This is a genomic window from Winogradskya humida (assembly GCF_016862215.1).
Classification (GTDB): Bacteria; Actinomycetota; Actinomycetes; order Mycobacteriales; family Micromonosporaceae; genus Actinoplanes; species Actinoplanes humidus.
In genome coordinates this window covers 28,141-46,610 of record NZ_BOMN01000144.1, presented here as the reverse complement: position 1 = coordinate 46,610, position 18,470 = coordinate 28,141, and the positions used below count along the sequence as shown (strand labels likewise).

The window sequence follows — 18,470 nt, the reverse complement described above, 5'->3', positions numbered from 1 at the left end:
GGAGCGGTTTTGCGTTCACGGCTGATCACGGCGGCTGCCGCCGTCGTACTCGTCATGTCCGGGAGTCCCGCGGCGGCGCAACCCGCCCGCGAGCCCAGTCCACAGCCGCCGCCGGGCACCGTCCTGCGGCCACCGGCCGTCCAGGGCCGCGAGCTGGCAGCGACACAGCCGCCACCGGCCGGGGTGCTGCCGTCCGCCGACCGCCCGGTGCCCGCGAAAGCGATCCCGGCCGCACGCCGCACCAAGGAGCTGACCGGGCGGCGCACCGCGACCACCAAGACCTATCAGCTGGCCGACGGGCGCCTGCAGACCGAGACCAGCCGCGAGCCGGTGCACTACCGCGACGGCAAGGGCCACTGGCAGGACATCGACACCAGGCCGGCCGCCACCACGGCGGCCGGCTATCGCTTCGCCGCGACGAAGAACACCTTCGGCAGCAGCTTCGGCGACCGCACCGACCGGCTGCTGAAGTACACGCTGCCCGGCGGGCACGGCCTGACGATGGGCCTCGACGGCACCGCCCGCGCGGCGAAGCCCACCGCCGACGGCGAATCGGTCACCTACGCGGGCGTCGCGGGCGCGGCCGATCTCGAGTACGAGCTGACCCGCACGGCCACCAAGGAGAAGATCGTCCTGAAGGCGCCCCCGGCCGGCGCGGCGAGCTGGACGTTCACGCTCGACCTCGACAAGGTCCGGGCGGTGCCGCAGGCGGACGGCTCGGTGGCCTTCTACGCCACCGACGCGGTCGGCCCGGCGCTGTTCACGATGCCCAAGCCGTACATGTATGACAGCAGGCCGGACCCGCAGTCGCCGACCGGCACCGCGCTGAGCCAGGCGGTCACTCAGCGGGTCACCCAGGCCGGCGGCCGGACGCTCGTGACGATCACCGCGGATGCCGCGTGGCTGAACAGCCCCGGGCGCACCTACCCGGTGGTGATCGACCCGACGATCAAGCTGCAGCCCACGATCGGCAAGGCGCAGGACGTCATGCTCGCCTCCGACACGCCCACCACCAACTACGACAACGTGTGGCGGCTGTCGGCCGGCGTCAACACCGCCGCCACGTTCCGGTCGCTGACCAAGTTCGACCTGTCGCAGATCCCGGCCGGGGTCCAGCTCGACTCGGCGCAGCTACAGATGTACTACGACCAGACGTTCGGCGGCGCCGACGACTTCGAGCCGGTGTTCGAGGCACGCAAGGTCACCACCGCGTGGGCGGAGAACACCGCCACCTGGAACACCACGGCGGCGAGCTTCGGCGAGGTCGGTGACAACACCGAGCGGGTCGATGACGTCAACACCGCGAAGATCGTCAAGGTCGGCCCGTGGAGCGGCGCCGCCAGCGGGGACAAGTCCCAGGCGATCAACGGCACCTATCTGATCAACTCCGACACCAAGACCGGCGACTCGGTCACCTGGGTGCCCCGGCTCACCGAGTCCGGACAGTACGAGGTGCAGGTCCACTACGTGCCGGGCAGTAAACGCGCCACCAACGCCCCCTACACCGTCTCCTACGACGGCGGGACGGCCGTGCGCCCGGTCAACCAGACCGGGGGCAGCGGCAACGGCACCTGGCTGTCGATCGGCACGTACCCGTTCAAGGCCGGCACCACGCACAAGGTCACGCTCGGCGACGTCGCCGGCAAGGAGGTCGTCGCCGACGCCGTCCGGTTCGTCAAGCGCGCCGAGGCGACCAAGGTGCTCAAGCAGACAAACGTGTGGCACTCGTTCAGCGTCCGGTCGATCGTGCAGAAGTGGCTCGACGGCGAGGCCAACAACGGCTTCATGGTCAAGGCCAAGGACGAGACGAAGGTGTGGGGCGGTCCGCGCTACGAGAGCGGCGACTTCTCGTACGGTGGCGAGGACGACCACGGCCCGAAGCTGATCCTCACGTGGGGCCGCCCCGGCGTGACGATCAACCCCGTGACCACCGTCCGCGCAACGGGTGCCGACCTGTCCTGGACGACGTACGCGGACCCGTCCACCTCGCCCGACGACGACCTGCTCGAATACGAGGTCCACGCCAGCAAGGAGCAGAACTTCTGGCCCTCGGCGGCGACCCTCGTGGCTCCTGTCCGGGCTGGGCGCACCACGTACAACGACACCCACGCGGCGCCCGGTGACCAGCTGTTCTACACCGTGGCCGCGCGCACCCGGGACGGTTCGCTGCTCCCGTCGCCCACCGAGATGGTGAAGCTGCCCGCGGCGGGTCAGGTCGTCAAATTCTTCGGCGGCGCCGACGACAACACCCTGACCAGCGCGAAACCCACGAACAACTGGGACACCCTGGACTCCGGCGGCGAGCTGCAGATCGGCAACAAGGGCACCACGTACGGCACCAGCCGCGCCGTCGTGAAGTTCCCCAGCATCACCGGCCTGCCCCCCAAGGCGAAGGTGCTCGACGCCGAGGTCGGCCTCTGGGGCTGGTACGCCGAGGGCGCCAACGCCGGTGCGACGCCGTTCGAGCTGCGCGGGCTGACCCGCGACTTCAACGAGACCACCTCCACGTGGAACAGCGCGCAGACCGGCACCGCGTGGACCACCGCGGGCGGTGACTTCGAGGCGACGGCGCAGTCCACGGCCGCGTCGATCAGCGGCGACCCGGGCTGGACCCAGTGGGACGCCGGGCCGCTCGTGCAGCGCTGGGTCGACACGCCCAGCACCAACAAGGGCGTGGTCATCAAGGTCGCCAACGAGGCCGGCAACGAGCAGCGGTCGCTGTTCCTGTCCGCCGAGGCGCAGGAGCCGGCGCTGCGTCCCCGGCTGCGCGTCGTCTACACCGCGCCGGACAGCACCAGCACCTACTACGCACCCACCACGCCGGGCCGGATGATCCCCGCCGACCAGTATCTGGTGCCGGTCACGCTGACCAACACCACCGGCGCGGTCTGGTCGCCCGCCGACTGGGTGGTGTCCTACCGCTGGCAGCGTCAGGACGGCACCGATGTCACGACCGCCGGAAACCGGATCGAGACGCCGCTGCCCTCGGCGCAGGCACCGGGCGGCGTGGTCACCGTGACCGCGACCGTCAAGGCGCCCGACTCCGGCGACGACGGTGACCGCCGCGAGCCGTACGTCCTGAAGTGGGAGCTGCGCAACAAGACCACAGGGCAGTGGCTGTCACAGACCACGACCATCGAGCCGCTCGACCAGAGCGTCGCCGTGGAGGACCCGACCTCCGACCAGCTCGGGCTCGAGAAGTTCTACCACTACGCCGGGGGCGGCGCGGGTGCCGGTGCGACCGTGATGGTCAACCAGTTCTCGGGCAACGCGGTGGTCGGCTACAACCCGATCAGCAATCCCAGCCAGGGTGTGTCGACGTTCGTCCGGCTCACCTACAACAGCCAGGACACCTCCACCTCGTACGCCGGCCTGGGCTGGTCGCTGTCGACCTCCAGCGTCGTACGCCTCGGCTCGCCCCTGGAGTTCCGCGGCGGCACCACCACCTGGCCGCAGCAGGTCGCGATGACCGACGGCGACGGCACGACGCACCTGTTCAACCTCGACAAGCACGACAGCACCAGCACCGCCGACTGGCGATACGTCCAGCCGTCCGGCGTGCACATGTATCTGCAGCGCACCAACAGCGGCGACACCACGCAGGCGTGGACGATGACCCGCCCGGACCGCAGCCAGTTCGTCTTCGACGAGCAGGGTTTCCAGACCGCGGTCCGCGAGCGCAACGGCAACAAGCTGACCTTCACGTACGAGCGCCGCACCGTGAACAACCGCACCACGAGCGTGCTGCGTTACCTGACCGACCCGGCGAGCCGCCGCACGCTGACGCTGGACTACTACGCGGCGGGGGACAGCTATGAGGCGTACGTCGACGGCACCAAGCAGTCGCTGACCGACCTGCAGAACCCGGCCATCATCGACCAGGTCAAGGCGATCACCGACATCAGTGGCCGCCGGGTGTCGTTCGTCTACAGCGACACCGGGCTGCTGCGCGAGGTCGCCGACGCGGCCGACCCGTACAAGATCAAGACGTTCACGTTCGCCTACGACGAGTCCGAAGGTGCCCAGAACGCACGGCTGACCAAGGTCACCGACCCGCGGGCGTCCAGCGGCACCAAGGTCGCCTACAACGAGCCCGGGGACGCGTTCCAGCAGGGCAAGGTCAACACGGTCACCGACCGGCTCAACAAGCCCATGTTCTTCGAGTACGCCGACCCGGACGGTGCCGCCAGCGGAGCGGTCACGTCGACGGTCACCGACGCCAAGGGCCGCATCACCGAGAACGCCATGGACGGCTACGGCCGGGTCACCCGGATCGTCGACGCCAAGCAGAGCACGACCCTGCTCGGCTGGGACGCCGACAACAACGTCACCCGTCTCGACGAGCCCGGGGGCGCGGTGACCACCTGGCGTTTCGACCAGACCACCGGATACCCGCTGGAGATGCGTGACCCGGAGGCCAACAAGAACAACACGCCGTCCACGCGGATGGGCTACCAGTTCGGGCTCGCCGGGCACACCGCGGACCTCACGGAGAAGGTGTCACCGGAGGGGCGGCGCTGGCTGTTCGCGTACGACACGGTCGGCAACCTGACCTCGGTGACCGACCCGAAGGGCACGGCGACCACGACCGCCGGCGACTACGCGACCAGCTACACCTACGACAGCGCCGGGCGCATGCTCACCACGACGGACGCCAACGAGAACGTCACCGGGTTCACCGACTACGACGTCGTGGGCTACCCGAAGACGATCACCGACGCGCTGACGAACCCCACCAAGTACACGTACTCCGCGACCGGTGACGTCCTCACGGTCACGGACGCCAATACCAAGACGTCGACCTACACGTACGACGGGTTCCGCCGGCCGCTGACCACCCAGGTCCCCAAGGACGCCACGGCCGGGCGTTACATCACCACGCCGGCGCCGAGCTACGACGCCAACGACAACGTGCTGCAGACGACGTCGCCGACCGGGGCGAAGACCACCGCCACGTACGACGCGCTCGACCGGCAGAGCACGGTCGCCACGCCCAAGGACACGACGACCGCCGACGCGCCGACCACGAAGTACGAGTACGACCAGGTCGGCAATCTCAGCCGGGTCACCGAGCCGAAGGGAACCCTGACCCCGGCCGACACCCAGGACTTCGTCACCAGCTACGTCTACAACGAGCTGAACCAGGTCACCGACGTCGTCGACGCCCTCAACGGGCGGGTCAGTGCGACCTACGACCTGGCCGGCAACGTCGTCGCGCAGTACGACCAGCGCAAGAACGCCACCGCGGACACCACGGACTACACGACGAAGTTCACCTACGACCTGAACCACCGGCTCAAGACCACCATCGACGCCAAGGGGAACACCACCGGCCAGGAGTACGACAAGGACGGCAACCCCACCGAGTCGTACGACCAGGACGGCAACCGCTCGTACACGAAGTACGACGAGCGCAACGCCGTCGTCGAGAAGCGCGTGCCGTACTCAGCCGGCGTCTACCGGACCACCCGCTACGGCTACGACGAGGCCGGCAACCAGAACCGCGCCGAGAGCCCGCGTGGCGTGGACACCACCGGGGATACCGAGGACTTCACCACCGTCACGCTCTACGACAAGCTCAACCGGGCGAGCGAGGTTCAGCAGCCGTACGACAAGGCCGACACCAGGTTCAAGACGCCGGCGGTCACGAAGTACACGTACAACAAGGTCGGACAGTTGGAGCGGGTCTCCGCCCCGCCGTCGGAGAACGAGACGGTGCGCAACGACACCGTGCAGACGTACTTCGACAACGGCTGGGTCAAGACCTCGCAGGACGCGCCGTGGAACATCACGACGACGTACGACTACGACGACAACGGCTCGCAGACGTCCAGGGCGATCAGCACGACCGGGGCGACGACCCGGCAGATGACGTGGACGTACTTCCCCGACGGCAAGCGAAAGTCGACGAACGACAACGGCGCCGGCTCCGGAACCCCCGCCAAGGACTTCGCCTTCAGTTACGACGTCAACGGCAACCTGACCCAGATGCTCGACAACACCTCGGGCGCGGCCATCGGCACGTACGCCGTGGGTTACGACGGCGTCAACCGGGTCGCCGGTCTCGAGGAGAAGAACGGCTCCACGGTCAAGAACACCACCACCTTCGAGTACGAGCCCAACGACCTGCTCAAACGGCGCACCCACGACCTGCAGGTCTCGTCGTACACCTACGAGCCGCAGCGCGACCTGGTCACCGAGATCAAGAACGCGGAGACGCTCGACGACCCGAAGCCGAAGTACACGAAGTACGCGTACACGAAACGCGGTGAGGTCGACACCGAGACCAAGGGCAACAACAACGTCGTCACCAGCGACTACTTCCTCAACGGCGCCAGCCGCAGCACGGTGGAGAAGAAGTCCGACGGCACGGTGGTCAACCAGCACACCTACGAGTACGCCGCGAACGGGCAGAAGTCCAAGGACGTCCAGCACAAGCAGAACGCCGACAACAAGACGGCGTACCTGGACACGACCAGCACGTACGCGTACGACCCGCAGGACCGGGTCCGCACGGTCACCAAGACCGGCAGCGGCGCGTCGACCGAGAGCTACGTGCACGACGCGAACTCCAACGTCATCAGCCAGACGGTCGGCGGCACGACCACCGCGTACACGTACAAGAAGAACCGGCTCGAATCCGCGGCGGTGGGCAGCGCCACGGCGAGCTACGCCTATGACCCGTACGGCCGGCTCAAGACCATCACATCGGCCGGCACCACGCTGGAGAGCTACACGTACGACGGCTTCGACCACGTGGTCAAGAACGTCAAGAACCCGGGCGACAAGACCACCGACTACAAGTACGACCCGCTCGACCGGATGTCCACCCGAACCTACGGCGGCAAGACCACCACGTACGCGTACCTCGGCCTCACCAAGGACGTGTCCGCGGAGCTGGAGGGCACCAAGGTCGTCAAGTCGTACCAGCGCGGCCCCGGCGGCGGTCTGCTCTCGCAGATCAAGACGAACGCCGACGACACCAAGGAAGACTCCTACACCGGTTACGACGGCCAGTCGGACATCGAGCAGATCACCGACGACAAGGGCGACGGGCGGGCCACGTACGGCTACACCGCCTACGGCAAGAACGACGCGAGCCAGTTCACCGGTGCCGATAAGCCCGACGCGAGCAACCCCGAGAACCCCGACAAGGTGCCGTACAACTCGTACCGTTTCCAGAGCAAGCGCTACGACCAGGCCAGCGGCGACTACGACATGGGTTTCCGCGACTACGACCCCGGCATCAACCAGTTCCTCTCCCGCGACAACTACAACGGCGCCCTCGCCGACCTCGGCCTGGCCGCCGACCCCTACACCGGCAACCGCTACGCCTTCGCCGGCGGCAACCCCATCTCCAACGTCGAACTCGACGGCCACAACTTCCTCTCGGACGCCGCCGACGCCATCGGCGACGGCATCGACGCTGTGGGCGACGGCATCAAGAACGCGGTCAGCGACGCCAAGAAGCCGGCCAAGGAGTTCGGCTCGGCGTTCGTCGACCACGTCAAGGGCAGCGTCAAGGAAAGCCTCAACACATACGCCGAGCTCGACGACTGCTCCTCCGGTGACAGCGAGGGCGCCTGCAAGAGCCTGGAGAACAAGGCCAAGCAGGCGGGTGAGCTGTTCGACAAGATGGAAGACTGCGGCTACGGCGGCAGCAAGGGCGCCTGCGGCCAGGTCCAGGACGCCGCCGGCTGTGGCCAGGGCACTTCCGGAGCCACGTGCGCCGGCAACCTGACCGCCCTGGGCGTAGAGGCCTTCGTCGGTAACAAGGTGGGCAAGGGGCTGACCTCCCGCACCGGCGCCGACTGCGTCAGCAACAGCTTCGCGGCCGGAACGCTCGTCCTGATGGCCGACGGCAGCACCAAACCCATCGAAGACATCGACGTCGGCGACAAGGTCCTGGCCGGCGCCCCCGAAGAGGCCGACACCGAGAGTGAGCCGGTCACCCGCACGATCACCGGAACCGGCGACCGCGACTTGGTCACCCTGACAATCGCCACGGAGCACGGCAGAGCCCGCGTCACAGCGACCGCTGCGCACCCGTTCTGGAATGCCGACAAGTCCGAGTGGGTCGACGCTGCGAAGCTCCGGCCTGGGGACCACGTCACCACCACGGACGGCAGACAACTCACGATCCGCGCCACGCGGCACTGGAGCAAGCACACCACGGTCCACAACCTCACGGTCCAGGACATCCACACGTACTACGTCCTGGCCGGCAACACTCCGGTCCTCGTCCACAACTGCGGAGCCGGCAACATCTCCAACAAGCAGATGAACCAGCACATCCTTCCCCGCCACGACGCGAATCACCCGGATGCCTGGAAGTGGTCCGACCGGTCAAAATTCGAGGACTGGGTCACGCCGGGTCACATCCGTAACTGGGCAAAGCTGGCGATGAAGAAGCCGATGGATAACATGAACCTCGGTACCGGTGCTGCTCATCGGCACGTTTTGGACATCAAGAGCCGGCACCCGATCGGTTATGACGCTGACGGCAACGACCTCCATTCAGTGGCGGTGTGGGTCAACAATGGCAACGTGGAAAGTGTCCACCCGAACTGAGGAGTTCCTGATGATCGGTCTGCAGGTGCGCAGTGAGCTGGGTGAGATCGTGACGCACGGATCATCGCGAGGGATCCCCTGGTCAGATGCGCTGGCGCAGATCGATCAGGCAAGGTTTCCGTGCCTCGGCGGTCTGCTGCCCTATGCGGACACAGCCTTCAACGAACGACAGGTGGGAAGGCTTCTCCTGGAGGTGGCAGACCAATCCGTGCGTGACATGGTGGGCGAGGAAACCGCTTCCGAAATTGAAGTGCTCTGCAGGCAGGTCGAGCAGGGATCGCACCTCTATCTCTGGTTCATCGGAGACTAGGTTGCCATTGACCGGTCCTGTTCTGCGCACCGACCGGGCGCGGATCGCTGAGCTGCGATCCGCGCTGGTCGGAGGATGCTTGGAAGACGTGGCGTATGGCCAGAGCGCCTTTGCGGGTTATGCCGATCCCCAGGACGGCGACATTCATCAGGTCGACTTCGAGTTGTTCATGCGCTTCGGCAACGGGGTCATCGCCGTCACCTGGGACCGCGATGACCGGGTCGAGGGTCTGTCGGTCTCGACCGCGGAGCCGTACTACGAGGGCGACGACACTGTGCTCGTTCCGGCGATGTCGACGGCGTGGGCGGCGGCGATCGGCCGGGTCGTGGAGGCCGTGGACTTCGGTTGGCAGGTGAGCGAGACCGGTGTTCCAGAAAGCCTGTGGGGGATCCGGCTCGGGTTTTCCGAGGGCCGACGGGTGGTGATCGCGCTCGGGGAGATCGGTTCGGACGGCGCCGTCTGGTATCACCCGGACTCGCTGGTTGTCCTGTTCGATGAGCGGGACCTGGCCCGGTGCCGGACCCTCGGCGGGACAGCGGCCGTCAGCGGTCCGATCATCTTCGAAACGGCGACGTCGGCCGTGGCCGGGTGAGTGTCAGTGGGGCTCAGGCGGCGGCGTTCTTCCGGGAGATCGTGCAGCACCGGACCGTGTGGTGGGTCAGGGATGACAGTGGCAGCCCGACGCCCCGGCGGGTCTTTCCCTACTGGTCGTCGCGGGCTCGGGCGCAGCGCGCCGCTGCGTTGTGGGGGCCGGAGTTCCGGGTGGGTTCGATGCCGTTGGAGCATTGGCGGGATGCGGCCTTGCCCGATCTGGCCAAGGATGACTTCCGGGTCGGGATCAATTGGAGTGGGCAGCGGTTGACGGGGTGGGATTTCACCGTCGATGAGGTGATCAATCGACTGAGCCACGCCGAGGGGGCTTGACCAGGGGGTCCGGGTCGCGTTGGGTGCTGGTATGACGCCAATGGAGGTGCCGCGGCGGGTGTGGTCGTTGTTCGAGCCGCTTCATGCTGTTACGTATTTTGCTCCGGCGGCTCGGGCAGCGCTTGTGGATGCTGGGCTCAAGGGGTTCTGGCGGGGGTATTTCGCGGGCCGGGCGGCGCCGCTCGGGGCGGTGGGGGCCGGGCCGGTGACGGCGGCGTTCTTCGGGTTTGCGCCGGCGATGGTCGCGCGGGCGTTGCCGGATGTGTGGAGCAGGGCCAGCCCGGAAGCGGTTCTGGTCGCCCGGCTCGAGGGTGCCCGCGCTGCGCTCGACGATCTTCTGAAGGGCACGGAGGTGGCCGAGGCCGCCGAATTGCTCGAGGCCGCGGCCGGCGAGGTGGAGCTGCCCGGGCGGGTGCTGGGCGCCGCCAACGCCGATCTGCCCCGGCCCGACGATGCGCTCGGCCGGTTGTGGCAGGCGGCGACCGTGCTGCGGGAGCACCGGGGTGACGGGCATGTGGCGGCGCTGCTCACCACCGGGGTGGACGGCTGCGAGTCGGTGGTGTGGCGGGCTGTGCTGGACGGCGGGGAGCTGCCTGCCAGCATGCAGCAGGCCCGCGGCTGGACCGATGAGCAGTGGGGAGCCGCGGTGCGACGGCTGGCGGACCGGGGCTGGATAGCAGAGGACGGCACGGTCACCGCTGCGGCGCGGGCGGCGTACGCGCAGGTTGAAGCGCTCACCGACCGGCTGGCCGCCGGGCCGTGGGAGCGGCTCGGGGAGGACGCCACGCGGCGGTGTGTCCAGCTGCTGGGACCGTTGGCGGAGCGGACGTGGGCGGTGTTGCCGAAGGACAATCCGATACCGCTGCGGCCGTTGCCTCCTGCTTGACGATAGTCCATTGTCGATGGATGGTCAGTGAACTCGCCACGAGCTATGACCCGCTCGGAGCGCACTCCGACGATCCCTACCCGTTCTACGTTCAGGCTCGCCGTGACGAGCCGGTCTTCTATTCGCCGCGGCTGGACGCCTGGGTGGTCACGCGGTTCCGGGACGTCGAGGCGATTCTGAAGGACCCGGAGGGGTTCTCGTCGGTCAACAGTCTGCGGGCGATCCGGCAGCTGTATCCGGCGACGCTGACGGTGCTGGCCGGCGGCTTCCCGATGGTGCCGGACCACGTGACGTCCGACGGGGAGGTGCATCGGCGGCTGCGGCAGCCGTACACCAGGCATCTGACCGCGAGTGGCCGGGTCAAGGGCATGGAGCCGGAGATCCGGAGGCGGGCCGGGGCGCTGGTGGACTCGTTCATCGGCGATGGTGGCGCCGACCTGGTCACCCGGTTCGCGGCACCATTGCCGGCGGAGACAGCCGCGGCGTTGTTCGGGTTCGCGCCGGACGACGTGGCGACCGTCAAGGGCGGCAGTGAGGCTTCGTTCTCGCTCGGCGACGTCGATCTCACCGAGGAGGACGAGGTGGAGGCCGCCAAGCGGGTGGTCATCTTCAAGAACCTCGTCGCCGGGTACGTGCGCCGCCGCCGTGACGCCCCGGAAGGCGACCTGATCAGCGATGTCGTCGCCGCGCTGGCGCCGGTGGACGGGCCGCTGGACGACGACCGGGAGGCCGAGCTGGTCACCACGCTCAGCAGCACGTTCGGGGCCAGCCACATCACCACCGCCGACCTGATCGGCAGCGCGCTGCGTTTGCTGGTGGCGCATCCGGAGCAGTGGGAGTTGCTGTGCCGAGAGCCGGAGCTGATCCCCAACGCCGTCGAGGAGGTGCTGCGGTTCGAGACGCCGATCCCGACGATGTTCCGCCGGACCACCCGGGCGGTCGAGCTGGGCGGTGCCGAGATTCCGCAGGGTGCCGATGTGCTGGTGGTGTTCTCGTCGGCCAACCGGGACGAGGACCGTTACCCCGACGCCGGCCGGTTCGACGTGACCCGCAAGCCGTCGCGCCACTTCTCGTTCGGTGCGGGTCTCCACACGTGTGTCGGTGCCGGGCCCGCTCGCGCGCAGGGTCGCATCGCGCTCCAGATCCTGACGGAACGCCTGCCCGGCCTGCATGCCACGCCCGGCCAGCACATTCCACTCCGGAAATCCATCAATGTACGCGGCCCGCTCGCACTCGAATTCCGCTGGTGACCGGGGAGCCTGGGATGAGAAGAGCACTGGTACCGATCATGGCGACCGTCCTGCTCGCCGCGTGCGTGAGCAACGATGCCACCGCGACCCCGGAGGTCTCCGGGGCGTCGGCGCCGGCCGGGGCGGGGACCGTGCCGGCCGGTGAGCCCGATGTGAACGGTGACGGCAAGGTGGTCGTCGGGGTGCTCAGCCCCGGCGACATCAACGACAACGGCTACTACGAGAGCTTCGTGGTCAAGGCCGAGGCGTTCGCGCGGAGCAAGGGCTGGACGGTGATCAAACGGGGCAGCGTGCCGATCGCCGACGCGCTGAACGCCGCGCGGGCACTGTGCCAGCAGAAGGTCGATCTGGTGGCGATCGGTGCGACCGAGCTCAAGGACGCCATCCCGGCCTCGACGGAGCCGGTCTGCACGAAGACGGCCTGGTACGTCCCCTCGTCGGCGAACATCCCGCAGACGCCGGAGGTCATGCTGTCGACGGACGACCCGAACCAGTCGATGCTCGTCGCCGGGTATGCGGCCGGGTTGCTGATGCAGGAGCGTGGTGTCACCAGGGCGGGCTTCGTCACCGGGCCGGAGGCCGACTTCACCGTGGTGGCGTCGACCGCGTTCAAGGCGGGCATGCGCGAGCTCATCCCGGACGCGACGCTGGTTACCACGTACGCCGGGGACTTCAACGATTCCGGTAAGGCACGGGAAGCCACGCAGGCGCAGATGAGCCAGGGGGTCGGCGTGCTCTACCCGTACCTCGGAGGTGCCACCGACGCGGCGACGGCGCTGGCCAACTCGAAAAAGCTCATCACGCTCACGCCCGGCACCGATCGGTGCGCGTCGACCGGCCCCACGTTCGACGTGTCCGTGCTGTTCGATCCGGGTGACTACTTCGAGGCCGCCCTGACCCAGTTCGCCGCCGGGCAGCTGCGGATGGGTGTGACCCGGACGTGGCAGCTGGGCGTCGACCCGTACCCGACGGTGAAGCTGTGCCACGGCACGGCCGAGCAGAACGCGAAGCTGGCGGCGTTCATCGCCGGCATCGGCGCCAAGAAGATCGATCCGGCGGCGGAAGTCAAGAAGCTCGGCGCCTGAGCATGAGCGCCCTGACGCTGAGGGCCGTCTCCAAGCGCTACGGCACCGTCGTCGCCTGCGACGGCGTGGATCTCGACATCGATCCGGGTGAGATCCACGGGTTGCTGGGGGAGAACGGCGCGGGCAAGTCCACCCTGATGCGCATCCTTTTCGGCCTGGAGACCCGCGACGCCGGCACCGTCCTGCGCGACGGCGAGCCGGTGCGCATCGCCGGCCCGCAGGACGCGGCGGCGCTCGGGCTGGGCATGGTGCACCAGCATTTCAGCCTGATCGACCCGCTGCCCGTGTGGGAGAACGTCATCCTCGGCGACACCGGCCGCATCCGGCGGGCGGCCGCCCAGGCCGAGATTCACGCGGTCGCGCAACGGTACGGGCTCCCGATAGACCCGCTGGCCATCGTCGGCACGCTGTCGGCCGGTGAACGGCAACGGGTCGAGCTCATCAAGTGCCTGCGCCGCGACCCGGGTGTGCTCATCCTCGACGAGCCGACGTCGGTGCTGACCCGCGCCGAGTCGGCCGAGCTGTTCGCCGTGCTGCGCCGCATGGTGCGCTCGGAGCGGCGGGCCGTCGTACTGATCAGCCACAAGCTCGCGGAGATCGCCGCGGCAACCGACCGGGTGACGGTGCTGCGCCGGGGCCGCGTGGTCTTCCGCAGCGCGACCCGGGACACGGACGTCGCGGAGCTCGCCCGGCAGATGGTCGGCCGGGACGTCTCGCTGGGCGCCGAGGCGGCGGCGCTGGGGTTACTCCCCGCCACCCCCGAAGCGGAATCCGAAGTAGACCAGACACCGGCGATGCGGCTGCGGGGGCTCGTGGTACGGCCATTTCTGAACGGCGTCGACCTCGACGTGCGGCCCGGGGAGATAACCGGGTTGTACGGCGCCGAGGGCAACGGGCAGACGGTGCTCGGTGACGTGCTCAGCGGGTTGATCGTGCCGGATGCGGGGATTGTCGAGCTGAGCGGCGTACCCGTCGCCTTGAAGCGGCCTGGAGCGTTGCACCGGGCCGGACTCGGCATCGTGCCGGAGGACCGGCACCGGGCCGGGGTGGTGCTCGACCTGAGCGTCGCCGCGAACCTGGTCATGAAGGACCCGGTGCTCAACCGGCGCCGCCTGCGCCGCACCGCCCAGGGGCTCGCCGAGGAGTTCGGCATCGTCGCGGCCTCGCTGGACGCACCGCTGCGTACGCTCTCCGGCGGCAACCAGCAGCGCGTCGTCCTGGCCCGCGAACTCTCCGCACACCCGAAGGTCCTGGTCGTCGCGCAGCCGTCGCACGGTCTCGACGTCGGCGCCGCCGAGGATCTCTACTCCCGCCTGCGGTCATGCGCGCGTGACGGGGTGGCGGTGCTGCTCATCTCCACGGAGATCGAGGAGGTTCTCGGGCTCACCGACCGGATCGCGGTCATCGCCTCCGGCCGCATCGCGGGGGAGATGCGCACGGCGGACGCCACCGCGGAACGGCTCGGGCTGCTCGTCGGCGGCGTGGCGCGGTGATCCGTACCGTAGCCGCCCTGGTCGTGGCCCTCGCCCTGTCGTCCCTGCTCATCACCGTCACCGGCGGCTCCCCGCCGGCGGCCCTGCAGGCACTTGTCCGGGGCAGCCTCGGCGACGCCACAGCCCTCAGCCTCACCCTGCTGTACGCCGCCCCGCTGCTGCTCATCGCGGTCGGCGCCTGCGTGAGCGCCCGTGCCGGCGTGTTCAACATCGGCCAGGAGGGTCAGGTGCTCGTCGGTGCGCTCGCCGGTGCCGCCGTGGGACTGCGCCTCGCCGTCCCGGGTCCCGCGCTGGTCGTGGTCATCCTGCTGGCGTCCGCGTTCGCCGCCGGTCTCTGGGCGTGGCTCAGCTCGCTCATGCACCGGCTGCGCGGCGTCGACATCGTGGTCAGCACGCTGCTGATGACGTTCCTCGCGCAGCAGGTCGTCGCGTTCGCGGTGAACACCCCGTGGCTGTTGCAGGAGTCGCGGCTGGGCCGGGCGACCGTGCTGCCGCAGACGAACAAACTGCCCGCGGACGCCCTGCTGGGCTCGATCGGCCACTACCCGGGCCTCCGGGTCAACGCGGGCCTGCTGACCGGCGCGGTGCTGGCGATCCTGGTCGCGGTGGTCCTGGCCCGCACCCGCTGGGGTTTCCGGATCACCCTGCTAGGTCTCAACCCCCGAGCAGCACAGCATTCCGGGGTACGGGTGGGAGCGCTCGGCGGCGTAGCGCTGGCCATCTCCGGGGCGCTCGCCGGACTCGCCGGGGCCGTGGTGCTGGCGAGTCCACTGAGTACGAACCGTCTCCAGCCGGGCACCTCCCTCGGCATCGGGTGGGACGGTCTGCTGGTCGCGTTGGTCGCCCGGAACCGGCCGCTGCTCGCGATCCCGGTCGCGGGGCTGTTCGCGGTGCTGCGCTCGGGCGGGAGCTTTCTGGCGGCGACCGGCGTCCCGTCGTACCTCGTCGATGTGGTCAAAGCCCTGCTGGTCCTCGCGTTCGTCGCCCCGCCGGCGCTCAAACGGTGGTCCTCCGCATGAGCCTTGCCGGTGACATCGAGACCGTTCTGTCCAGCGGCGTGCGGCTGGCTGCGCCGCTCGCGTTCGCGGCCTGCGGGGAATACCTCGCCGAACGCGCCGGCACGCTGAACATCTCCGTCGAGGCCATGATGCTGGGCGCGGCGTTCGGGGCGGTCGCCGTCGCCGGCCTCACCGGTAGCGGCATCGCCGGGCTGCTGGCGGGCGTCCTGATCGGCGCGCTCATCGGCCTGGTCCACGGCGTGCTCGCCCACGGCCTCGCGGTGAACACGTTCGTGGTGGGCCTGGTGCTCAACGCGCTCGTCCTCGGCCTGACCAGTTACCTGATAGCGACCGCGGCGCCTCTGAGCCGCCCGCCCGAACGGTGGCCGCTGTATTCGCTGCTCGCCATCGTCCCGCTGACGTGGTGGCTGGTCGGCCGCAGCCGCTGGGGGCTGGAACTGCGCGCGGCCGGCGAGAACCCCCAGGCCGCCGCCATGACCGGCATCCGGGTCAACCTCCGGCGCAGGCAGGCTCTGCTGTGGTGCGGGGCGCTGTCCGGGCTCGGCGGCGCCTATCTCGCGGTGGGGGAGGTCGGCTCGTTCAACCAGAACATGACCGCCGGCCGGGGCTACCTCGTCATCGCCGCGGTCATCTTCGGTGGCTGGCGGCTGGCCCGGACGCTCGTGGGCTGCGCGCTGTTCGGCCTCGCCGACGCGCTCCGGCTGGCGTTGCCCGCGCTGGGTGTCACCCTGAACTCGCAACTCCTGATCTCCGCGCCGTACCTGCTGGCCCTGCTCGCGATGCTGCTGTTCGCCAGCCGCCACAACCAGCCCCAGGCTCTTGGCCGGCCCTTTCCCCGCGGTGGCGCCTGACGCTGGCCGTGATCTTTTCGTTACCTTGGCGGTGAAATCAGGAGTGCCGCGCAGGCGTGTCCGGGGCGTATCGACCGACCCCCAAGGAGCCACCATGCGCAAGATCATCGCCGGAGTCGCCGCCCTCGCCGGAGCCGCCGCCCTCTCGGCCTGCGCCGAAGCCACCCCGACAACGGCCTCGCCCGCAGCCTCGCCCGCAGCCTCGCCCGCAGCCTCGCCTGCGGCCGCCTCGCCCGCCGGCTCGACCGCGTCGACCTCGCCCGCCGCGGCGACCGCAACGGCGACCGCAACGGCGACCAAGGCGGCGACCAGGACCGCGACCAAGGCGGGCACGTCGGACCTCAGTCAGCTCGAGCGGCTCGGCATCGACATCAACAAGGGGGTGCTCATCGACGTCGCGGACGACGGCGAGGACCGTTACCTGCAGGTCGGCAGGAACGGCGTGGACTTCACCGGGACGGGCAGGACCGACTCGACGATGATGGCGCTCAAGGCGGCACCGGTGAGCGCGAAGAACCGCGTACTGATCAAGCCGCCGTTCTGGAACGAGGACCTCGGCAAGGGCAGCTGCGTCGCCGACACCAAGGGCGCCGCGCTGGCGCTGGAGACGTGCCAGGCGGGCCGTGCCGCGCAGATCTGGACCGTCGTCCCGGGCGGGGATTCCGGCCAGTTCGAGCTCAAGGGCGCCTACGGCATCGTTACGGTCGACAACGGGCGGATCACCACGGGCGGGTCCGGTCGCACGGGCCTGCAGACCATCCCGTTCTCGAGCTGACACCACCCGGCGAAGGCCGAGACCACCAGGAGTTCCCCTGTCCATGCGTGATTCCGAGGACTTCGACGCGTTCTACGCGACCTCGTCGCGGCGTGTGCTCGCGCACGTCACGATGATGGTGGGCAGCAGGGCCGACGCGGAGGATTCCGTGGCCGAGGCGTACCTGCGTGCCTGGAACCGATGGCACAAGATCAGCCGGTTCGACAATCCCGAGGCCTGGGTACGCCAGGTCGCCTACCGCCACGCGGTGAGCGCCTGGCGCAAGGCCGTCAACCGGTTGCACGCCCATCGCAGCGACAATGCCGACCGGCACGTCGAGGGACTGAGCCCGGATCACGTCGCCATCGTCGCGGCCCTGCGGCGCATCCCGGCGGATCAGCGCCGGGTGATCGTCCTGCATCATCTGGCAGGGCTCAGCGTGGCCGAGATCCACCGGGAGACCGGCATCCCGGCGGGTACCGTCACCACCTGGCTGGCCCGGGGACGCCGTGCCCTGGCCGCCCATCTGACCGACAGCGAGATGTTCGAGACGGGTCAGGAGCGCCGCGATGTCTGACGATCGGATCCAGCAGGGCCTCGAGGCGTACGCCGACCACCTCCAGCACACCACGGCCCCCGCACCCGCCCGGGAGATCCGCCATCGTGCGGCCCGCAGGCGCCGCAACCGGGCAGCCGGTGCCGCATTCGTCGCCGTCCTGATCGCGGCGGGCGGCCTCGGAGTGCTGGTGAATCGCGGTCCCGAGCAACCCGACCACCCGGTCGCCCCGGCATCGCCATCGCCGTCGCCGTCCTCGCCGGCCCCCGTCACCTCCAAGACCCGGACCAGCACGGTGACGTCGAACGTCAAGCAGCTCCGGAACCTCGGCGTCGACCTGAACGTCGGTGTGCTGATCGACGTGGCCGACGACGCCGTGGACCGGTGGATGCAGATCGGCGCGGGCGACGTCGTCGACTTCACCGGCTCGGTGAAGGACCCGTCCACGGAGATGATGCTGAGCCCGGCACCGGTCTCGGGCACGAACCGGGTGGTGATCGTGCCACCGGCACGGCCGGGGATGTGCGTGGCGGACACCCCGGAGGTGACGCTGACCCTGCAGGCCTGTCAGGACGGCGCCGAGGCGCAGACCTGGCGGGTGGTGCCGGCCGGGGACTCGGGCCAGTTCGAGCTCGAGGGCCGGTACGGCATCCTGGAGGTCGAGGGGAGCCTGGTCGCCGATGGTGGCAGGACCGGCATGCAGACCATCCGCTTCACCGGTTGAGGAACGTCACCCGATCGGCTGTGAAGTGGCCGATCTCGGCACTTGGG

General features: G+C 69.2%; 13 protein-coding genes. All 13 read left to right on the top strand.

Features of this window, described 5'->3' with window-relative positions; all coding sequences use genetic code 11:
- The first annotated feature begins 9 nt into the window (after positions 1 to 9).
- The 13 genes from Ahu01nite_RS47595 to Ahu01nite_RS47535 all read left to right on the top strand — a co-directional run bounded on the left by Ahu01nite_RS47595 (position 10) and on the right by Ahu01nite_RS47535 (position 18,423).
- On the top strand, positions 10 to 8,571 hold the full coding sequence (locus Ahu01nite_RS47595; RefSeq protein WP_203843379.1) for a DNRLRE domain-containing protein: 8,562 nt from the start codon (positions 10 to 12) through the stop codon (positions 8,569 to 8,571).
- 10 nt (positions 8,572 to 8,581) lie between these two features.
- On the top strand, positions 8,582 to 8,881 hold the full coding sequence (locus Ahu01nite_RS47590; RefSeq protein ID WP_239159727.1) for a hypothetical protein: 300 nt from the start codon (positions 8,582 to 8,584) through the stop codon (positions 8,879 to 8,881).
- A gap of 88 nt (positions 8,882 to 8,969) precedes the next feature.
- The gene (locus tag Ahu01nite_RS47585) at positions 8,970 to 9,473 is read left to right on the top strand and encodes a hypothetical protein (protein ID WP_203843378.1); all 504 of its coding nucleotides are present in this window, start codon (positions 8,970 to 8,972) and stop codon (positions 9,471 to 9,473) included.
- Positions 9,470 to 9,805 carry a DUF2750 domain-containing protein gene (locus tag Ahu01nite_RS47580; protein WP_203843377.1) on the top strand — a complete coding sequence of 112 codons (336 nt, stop codon included), beginning with the start codon at positions 9,470 to 9,472 and terminating at the stop codon, positions 9,803 to 9,805. The genes Ahu01nite_RS47585 and Ahu01nite_RS47580 overlap by 4 nt, the downstream gene beginning before the upstream one ends.
- 31 nt (positions 9,806 to 9,836) lie before the next feature.
- Entirely contained in the window at positions 9,837 to 10,691 is an 855-nt protein-coding gene (locus Ahu01nite_RS47575; RefSeq protein ID WP_203843376.1) for an SCO6745 family protein, read from the top strand.
- 20 nt (positions 10,692 to 10,711) lie between these two features.
- Positions 10,712 to 11,941: a cytochrome P450 gene (locus Ahu01nite_RS47570; protein WP_203843375.1), complete on the top strand. Its 1,230-nt coding sequence runs from the start codon at positions 10,712 to 10,714 to the stop codon at positions 11,939 to 11,941.
- Positions 11,942 to 11,955: 14 nt separating this feature from the next.
- On the top strand, positions 11,956 to 13,026 hold the full coding sequence (locus Ahu01nite_RS47565) for a BMP family ABC transporter substrate-binding protein (protein WP_203843374.1): 1,071 nt from the start codon (positions 11,956 to 11,958) through the stop codon (positions 13,024 to 13,026).
- Between the two features lie 2 nt (positions 13,027 to 13,028).
- Positions 13,029 to 14,519, top strand: coding sequence for an ABC transporter ATP-binding protein (locus Ahu01nite_RS47560; protein ID WP_203843373.1), 1,491 nt, complete (start codon positions 13,029 to 13,031; stop codon positions 14,517 to 14,519).
- Positions 14,516 to 15,538, top strand: coding sequence for an ABC transporter permease (locus Ahu01nite_RS47555; protein ID WP_203843372.1), 1,023 nt, complete (start codon positions 14,516 to 14,518; stop codon positions 15,536 to 15,538). The genes Ahu01nite_RS47560 and Ahu01nite_RS47555 overlap by 4 nt, the downstream gene beginning before the upstream one ends.
- Entirely contained in the window at positions 15,535 to 16,389 is an 855-nt protein-coding gene (locus Ahu01nite_RS47550; protein WP_203843371.1) for an ABC transporter permease, read from the top strand. The genes Ahu01nite_RS47555 and Ahu01nite_RS47550 overlap by 4 nt, the downstream gene beginning before the upstream one ends.
- Before the next feature lie 94 nt (positions 16,390 to 16,483).
- Positions 16,484 to 17,164 carry a hypothetical protein gene (locus Ahu01nite_RS47545; RefSeq protein WP_203843370.1) on the top strand — a complete coding sequence of 227 codons (681 nt, stop codon included), beginning with the start codon at positions 16,484 to 16,486 and terminating at the stop codon, positions 17,162 to 17,164.
- Between the two features lie 43 nt (positions 17,165 to 17,207).
- A complete protein-coding gene (locus tag Ahu01nite_RS47540; protein WP_203843369.1) occupies positions 17,208 to 17,720 on the top strand; it encodes a SigE family RNA polymerase sigma factor in 513 nt (170 codons plus the stop codon).
- On the top strand, positions 17,713 to 18,423 hold the full coding sequence (locus Ahu01nite_RS47535) for a hypothetical protein (protein WP_203843368.1): 711 nt from the start codon (positions 17,713 to 17,715) through the stop codon (positions 18,421 to 18,423). Before Ahu01nite_RS47540 ends, Ahu01nite_RS47535 begins: the two co-directional genes overlap by 8 nt.
- Positions 18,424 to 18,470 lie beyond the last annotated feature (47 nt).